The following is a 4,234-nucleotide window of genomic DNA, read 5'->3' as shown; positions in this document are numbered from 1 at the left end:
CCCGCCTCCTCCCAGGAGGGTCTGGCGGGCGAGGTCGACCGCGTAGGTCATGGGGTTGAGGTACATGATGACGGCCAGCCAGCCGGGCGCGTCCTGGGCGCTGAAGACGGAGCCGGACAGGAACAGCATGGGGAACATGGCCATCTGGACGGTGGCCTGGAGCGTCTGCACCCGCTGGATGACGGTTGCCAGGCAGAGCCCGATGACGCTGAACACGGCGGCCGCGAGCGCGTAGCAGCCGGCCGCCGCCGCGAACCGCGACGGCGTCAGCTGGATGCCCATCAGGGGGGCGAAGGCGAGCATGAGGACGCTCTGGACGGTGACCGTTCCAGCCCCCGCGGCGACCTTCCCCAGCGGCAGGCAGACGCGTGGCACGGGCGCGACGAGGAGTTCGCGCAGCACTCCGTACTCCCGGTCCCAGGCGTAGGTCTGGCCGGAGGCGACGCCGATCGAGACGACCTGGATGGCGATGATGCCGGGGAAGACATAGGCGCTGAAGGGGACGCCCTCGTCGACGGAGCCGATCATTCCGTCGAAGCCGACGGCGTAGACGAGGACGAAGAACAGGATCTGCACGCCCTGGCTGATGAGCGTGCCGGGGCGCTTGGCCTGGCGGAGCAGATCCCTGTGGGCGATGACGGCGACCGCCCGCGCCCACAGGGCGAGGCCTCCGCCGACCGGTGCCTTGGAGACGGGATTCGCGGCCGGAGCGGGTGTCTGGGGTGGCTGGGGCGCCTGGGGTGGCTGGGTCAGCTGTGTCACGGGACCATCGCCCTCTCCTCGCCGGCCGCCGCCAAGTAGACGTCGTTCATGGACGGGTGGCGCACGGAGAGCGTCAGGGCGGGGACGTCCAGGGCCCGTACGACGTCGGCGACGCGGCTCTCGGGGTCCGTGCAGTGGACCGCGAGGCCGCCGGGCTCGGCCAGCGGGTCGAAGCCGGCGGCGCGCAGCTGGCGTGCCGCGGCCTCGCCGTCGGCGCAGGCCACCACGATCCGGGAGGATTCCAGGCTCCCCTTCAGGCGGACGGCGCTGCCCTGCCGGACCACGCGGCCGCGCCTGAGGATGACGATCTCGTCGGCGAACTCCGCCTCGTCCATGTAGTGGGTCGAGTACAGGACGGTGACGCCCAACTCGTCGCGCAGCCGCAGCAGATCGGCCCACACGGCGGAGCGGGCGGTCGGGTCCAGGCCGTTGGTGGGCTCGTCGAGGATGAGCAGGCCGGGGCGGTGCAGCAGGGCGCGGGCGATCTCGACCCGCCGGGCCAGGCCGCCGGACAGCTCCTCGACAGGCTGGCGCCTGCGGTCCTCGAGGTCCAGGAGGCACAGCATCCGGTCGATGCGCGCGCGTGCGTCGGCCCGCTTCATGCCGAACAGCCGGGCGTGGAACCAGAGGTTGCGCTCGACCGACAGCTCCTTGTCGAGCGTCCGCTCCTGGAAGACCAGGCCGAGCCTACGGCGGGCCTCCATGGGGGCCTCCCGCACCTCGTACCCAAAGATCCGTACCGTGCCGGCGTCCGGCCGGGCGGCGGTGGAGAGGACCCCCAACAGGCTGGATTTTCCGGCTCCGTTGGGGCCCAGAAGCGCGGTGATGCGGCCCGGGGGGGAGCTGACGGACACGCCCTGGACCGCAGTCACCTTGCCGTAGCGGACGACGAGGCCGGTCACGTCGAAGGCCGCGGGCTCCCCCGTCTCGAAGGCCGCGGTCTCCCTCGTCCTCACCTGCCGGTTCATGCCAGCCCCAGGCAGCGGTCCCAGGGCAGCGGGCCGCCGGTGGCCGGGAGCAGGGCCAGGGCCACGCCCGCGGCGCCTTCGAGCAGGCCCGCGACGTCGAGGGCCCGGTGCGGTACGGGCGAGCGGGCGGCGGCCGGGAAGCGCATCAGGTGGCGGAAGCCGAAGGGCGCCTCCTCGTCGGCGCAGGCGAGGACCTTGGCAGTCAACCGGTCGCACCCGGCGAGCAGTTCGGGATCTCCGGACTCCTCGGCCACGCGCGCGACGATCCGGAGCAACCCGGCGTAGCCGTGGCAGACGGTAGGGCCCTCGATGGCCCACATGGTCTCGTCGCGGGCGAGCGCGGCGCGCAGGGCGCGCACCGCGGCAGCCCGCCAGTGCGGCTGGACGAGCACGGTGCCGGCCCGGTGCAGCGCGGCGGCGACGCCTGGGGTGCCGTAGCACCACGCAGTGCGGGTGAAGAGCTCCCGGGGCCGCCGCTGGGCCAGTTCGTCGTCCCAGCCGGCGCGGGCGGGCCAGTAGGGGCCCGCCGCGTCGCGCAGGGTCCAGCCGAGCAGCCAGTCGGCGATCCGGTGGACCGCCTCGCGCTGTCCCGCCACCTCGCGGCCGCGCTCCAGGGCCGAGCACAGGACCGCGAGGGGACCGGAAATGCCGTGCGCCATGCCGAGGTTGAAGTCGCCGCGCGGATAGGCCCTCCGGTCGCGGTCGCTGACCTGGAGTTCCGCCGGCACCCACCAGCCGGGGACGGTCCGGCCGTCCACCGCGACGGGCTCGGTGAGGCGTACGAGGTGGCGGAGGGACTCGGTGAGCGCGGCCACCACCTCGGGACCGGTCTCCGCCGGGTCGGCCGCGGCGTCCAGGAGGAGCCGGGCGGTCCCGGACAGGCCGTTGATCAGGTCGTACGCGGCCCAGTCCACCCCGCGGCCACCGCTTTCGGCGCGGGCGCGGAAGGCGGCGAGGCGGGAGGTCTGGTCGTCGGCGACCCAGCGGGCGAGCCGACCCCTCAGGGAGCCGTAGTGCCCTTCGGGCCCGGCACAAGTCTGGGCGGCGGCCAGGAGGGCGGCGGGGCCGGAGAACAGGCCCCGGCTGGGCGCGGTGTTCATGATCTGCCCGGCCGCGGCGAGGTGTTGGTGTGCCGCTCGGCGCCAGGTCTCGTCGGTGCGGGACAGCTCGCCGTAGAGGAGCGCGGTCCCGGGCAGGCCGTTGGCGAGGGTCAGCGGGCCCCACATGAGGGCGTTGTAGACGGGGTCGCGGTTGTCGTCGCGGGAGGCGACGGCGGCTGTCCGCTGCGGGTCGGCCAGGCGGGCCGCGACCAGGGCGACGGCCTCTCGGGCGGTCGGTACGGCGGCGGGTGCGGTGGCCGCCGCGGTGTCGGCCCCGGCACGCGCGCGTGGGGCGACGTCCTCACGCGGGCGGGTGGCAGCCGCCTGGTTGCCGGGTGCGGTCGGGCGGTTCACGCGGTTCCCCCTCGCGGTGTCGGGTGCGGCGCGGCGGTGCGCGCCCGGTGGATCCGGCGGGACCGCTGGTCCTGGACCGCCCCGCGCGCGATGCCCAGCACGGTCAGCTCGCGGGCGCTGGACCCGCCGAACAGGCGGTTGCACACCATGTGGAGCAGGCTGCCGACGACCCGACCCTCGGGCGTGGAGCCCGACTTCCGTACGTGGTCAGCCAGTTGGCACACGACGGCGTCGCGCGGGGCCAGGGCGGCCAGGACGCGGGCGCCCACCGGGTCGGCGGCCAGGGCGGGCCAGCCGCCGTACGGGTCCACGGTCCGGCGCCAGTGGGCGGCCCGTGCGCGGTACTCGGCGGGCAGGTCGCGGCGCGAACCGGTCATGGACAGCCAGGCGGCCGCGCCGTCGTCACCGCAGTCCTCGGTGACCCTGGGGTTGCCGGGGGCTGGCGGTCCGAAGGCGTGGGCGAGCGCGGCGCAGGAGATCACCGCGAGCTCGTCGGTGCCGTAACCGGGCTCCTGGGCGGCCCCCTTCCCGGGCTCCGCGCTCGGGTCCCTGCCGGATTCCTTGGCGATGCGCAGGAGTTCGACGGCCGCCTCGCTGTCGTGCCGGAAGACCTCCTCGGCGAGGTTCTGGGCCCCGGGGCCGCCGTAGCGCTCGCTCTCCGGGTCGTACTGGGCCATGCCGTGGCCTCGCAGCAGCCCCTGCCGCTGCCAGTCGGCCAGCAGCCCGCCCACCACGGGCGCGACGGCGCCCCACAGGGCCTCGGGGCGGCCGTGCAGGCGCAGCCGCAGGTGGTGGCCGCCCTCGTCGGTGTAGCGGATGAAGAACCACCGGTCGGCGCCCTTCTCGGCGGCCAGGCGCACAAGGTCCGGCACGCGGTCGCGCAACAGGTCGTCCTGTGCCCGCGCGGAACCGTGCAGCTTGAGGTAGAGCCACTCCCCGCCCAGCCCGTGCACCTCACGCTCCGGTGACCCGCTCTCCCCATGCGCCTGCCCCGCTTCCGCCCGCACGCCCGCGTAGGCACGTCGGGGCTCATAGGGGCGCGGGGCGGAG

General features: G+C 74.9%; 4 protein-coding genes. All 4 read right to left on the bottom strand.

The annotated features are described in order from the left end of the window. A partial coding sequence (locus AOK16_RS22415; protein ID WP_240483698.1) for an ABC transporter permease occupies nt 1-762 on the bottom strand: 762 nt, incomplete at its 3' end. After that, the gene (locus AOK16_RS22410; RefSeq protein ID WP_240483697.1) at nt 759-1,718 is read right to left on the bottom strand and encodes an ABC transporter ATP-binding protein; all 960 of its coding nucleotides are present in this window, start codon (nt 1,716-1,718) and stop codon (nt 759-761) included. The genes AOK16_RS22415 and AOK16_RS22410, both read right to left, overlap by 4 nt. 8 nt (nt 1,719-1,726) lie before the next feature. Then, on the bottom strand, nt 1,727-3,184 hold the full coding sequence (locus tag AOK16_RS22405) for a lanthionine synthetase C family protein (protein ID WP_079101660.1): 1,458 nt from the start codon (nt 3,182-3,184) through the stop codon (nt 1,727-1,729). Then, a partial coding sequence (locus AOK16_RS22400) for a thiopeptide-type bacteriocin biosynthesis protein (RefSeq protein WP_205627758.1) occupies nt 3,181-4,234 on the bottom strand: 1,054 nt, incomplete at its 5' end. The genes AOK16_RS22405 and AOK16_RS22400, both read right to left, overlap by 4 nt.

This window comes from Streptomyces pathocidini, assembly GCF_001418495.1.
GTDB classification, from domain to species: Bacteria; Actinomycetota; Actinomycetes; order Streptomycetales; family Streptomycetaceae; genus Streptomyces; species Streptomyces pathocidini.
The sequence above is the reverse complement of the archived record's forward strand: the minus strand, read 5'-3'. Positions and strand labels throughout refer to the sequence as shown.